This window comes from Desulfurellaceae bacterium (assembly GCA_021296095.1).
In the GTDB taxonomy this organism is placed as follows: Bacteria; Desulfobacterota; Binatia; order Bin18; family Bin18; genus JAAXHF01.
The window spans coordinates 17,240-19,372 of the sequence record JAGWBB010000088.1 but is presented as its reverse complement, the minus strand read 5'-3'; the positions used below and the strand labels follow the sequence as shown (position 1 = coordinate 19,372).

4 protein-coding genes are annotated in these 2,133 nt (G+C 63.5%); 3 read left to right on the top strand and 1 reads right to left on the bottom strand.

Annotated elements, in window-relative coordinates; genetic code table 11:
- The coding region (locus J4F42_17940) for an amidohydrolase family protein (GenBank protein ID MCE2487400.1) at window positions 1-581 on the bottom strand (581 nt) is incomplete at its 3' end.
- Between the two features lie 105 nt (window positions 582-686).
- Here J4F42_17940 and J4F42_17935 point away from each other — a divergent pair.
- The 3 genes from J4F42_17935 to J4F42_17925 form a co-directional block, all read left to right on the top strand.
- Window positions 687-965 (top strand): hypothetical protein, encoded by a 279-nt coding sequence (locus tag J4F42_17935; GenBank protein ID MCE2487399.1) that lies wholly within the window; start codon window positions 687-689, stop codon window positions 963-965.
- Window positions 966-980: 15 nt separating this feature from the next.
- Complete coding sequence (locus tag J4F42_17930; GenBank protein ID MCE2487398.1) at window positions 981-1,802, top strand: hypothetical protein; 822 nt, start codon at window positions 981-983, stop codon at window positions 1,800-1,802.
- A gap of 11 nt (window positions 1,803-1,813) precedes the next feature.
- Window positions 1,814-2,133: hypothetical protein (locus tag J4F42_17925; protein MCE2487397.1), on the top strand; the 320-nt coding region annotated here is incomplete at its 3' end.

The following is a 2,133-nucleotide window of genomic DNA, read 5'->3' as shown; positions in this document are numbered from 1 at the left end:
CGGGCATCCTGGGGGCTGTTGATCACGCCCTGGCGCGGACCGGGATCGCCGCTGAGATCCATCCGCAGCCCGTTGCTCGGGTCGGCATGGCCGCCGGTTGTGGCCAGCGATTTTGCCGCCGTATAGATCCGCGGGCCGATGACCACCCCCTGGTTGATGGCGTTGCGCAGCGAGACCGTCACATTATAGCGGTCGCCTAGATCGCGAATCGTGGTAAACCCGGCCAGCAACGTCGTCCTGGCATGGCTGGCCGCCCGCAGCGCATAGTCGGCCGGATTCAGCCGAAAGCGCTCGGTATACGACCGCTGACTCAGCTGCGAAGAGATGTGGGTATGGGCGTCAATCAGGCCCGGCAGGCAGGTATGGGCACGCAGATCAACCACCTCGCTACCGTCATCCGGCGTCGCATAGCCCGGCTCGAGCTGCTCAATCGTGTTGCCCGTAATCCGGATGCTGACCGCCTGCCTGACGGCTCCGGCTCTGACATCAACCACCTTTCCGCACTCCAGCACGACCGGCGCGGCCGCAGCCGGCGCGGCCAGCAGCACTCCCAACACAACAAAGGCTCTGAGCTGATTCACGGTGTTCTCTCCTCTTCGGGCATTGTCCGTCCCTATGCGGACACATGCTTCTTGATTGACACGCCCGTCCTGACTATACCAGAATGCAGATTGAGAGGAGGGACTATGAGCGCACAGAGCTTGAATATCATGCTGTCAGACCTCTTCCGTTCGGAAGAAGCCCTCGCCCGCTACAATCACGATCCAGACGCCGTCTCGGCCCAATATGGACTCAGCGACGAAGAGCGGGAAAAACTCAAAGCCCAAGACATGGGCTGGCTGTACGTGCGGGGCGTCCATCCCTATATCCTGGCCCAGTACGCCTTCACCATCCACCTCGACCTCGGCCAATACGTGCAGCAGGTGCAGCAGGCGACGGGCTACAAGGGCCCGGCCGCCCACTAAGACACGGAGGACACAATGGCACAGATTGTTGCGGCTATGGGCTCCGTCCATAACCCCTTGTTGATGGCGGGTCCGGCCCGGGTCGAAGCCCCCATGTGGGAAAAGTTCGAACGCGGCTTTACCGCCCTGCGTCAGACGCTCCAGGACTCGGGCGCCGACACCGTGGTCGTCGTCTCAGACGAACACTTCAACGCGCTCAGCCCGCGTCACTACCCGTCCTTTGGCGTGGTCGCGGCCGAAACCTGTCGCGGTCCGTCAGAAAACTGGCTCGGCGTGCCGTGTGACAGCATCACCGTCAACTGCCTGCCCGAGCTGGCCGAAGCGATTCTGCACGACGGCCTGCAACACGGCTTTGACCTGACCCGCATCGGCGAGGCCGGGCTGGACCACGGCTTTCTGACCTGCCTGCACCACATGACCCCGGACTGGGATCTGTCCTATGTGTGGCTGATTCAGAACTGCGTATTGCCGCCGCTGCCGAGCGTCAAGCGTTGCTATGATTTCGGACGCATGGTCGGTGACGCGATTCGGGCCTGGGACAGCCCCCGCCGGGTTGCCCTGCTCGGCACGGGCGGCCTGTCCCACGCCGTCGGCACCCCGGATATGGGCATTGTTGATGAAGATTTTGATACCAGGCTGCTCGATATGCTGTGCGACAACAGCCCGGCGCTGTGCGCTATTACGGACGCCGAGATGGACGCCCGGGGCAACGGAACGCACGAGATCCGCAACTGGATTGCCATTGCCGGCGCGGTCAACGGGGCCAAGGGTGAGGTCCTCATGTACGAAAACGCCATGGGCTGCGGCTCGGGCATGATGCGCTATCATCTGGCCTAAGGAGGTCCGCCGTGTCCCCACCCTACCGCGCCGAGAACATTGGTTCGCTGCTGCGTCCGGCCTATCTCCACCAGGCCCGCCAGGACTGGCAGCAGGGCCAGCTGTCCCTGCCCGACTTCAAACGCGTTGAAGACCGGGCGGTCAACGAAGCCATCGCCCTCCAGGAGGCGGTCGGACTCGAAATCGTTACCGACGGCGAAATGCGCCGCCTGGTGTTTACCGGCAGCCTGACCGAGGCGATAGAGGGCATCGAGCCCGTCCCGGGTCCCCGCTGGCAGTGGCACGGGGCCACACCCGAGGATGACATGAGCTTCCAGCTGCCGGTGTGTGT

What these genes read in the sequence shown, in the direction of transcription:
- J4F42_17935 (MCE2487399.1), top strand. Translation starts at nt 687, where the DNA reads ATGAGCGCACAGAGCTTGAATATCATGCTGTCAGACCTCTTCCGTTCG.
- J4F42_17930 (MCE2487398.1), top strand. Translation starts at nt 981, where the DNA reads ATGGCACAGATTGTTGCGGCTATGGGCTCCGTCCATAACCCCTTGTTG.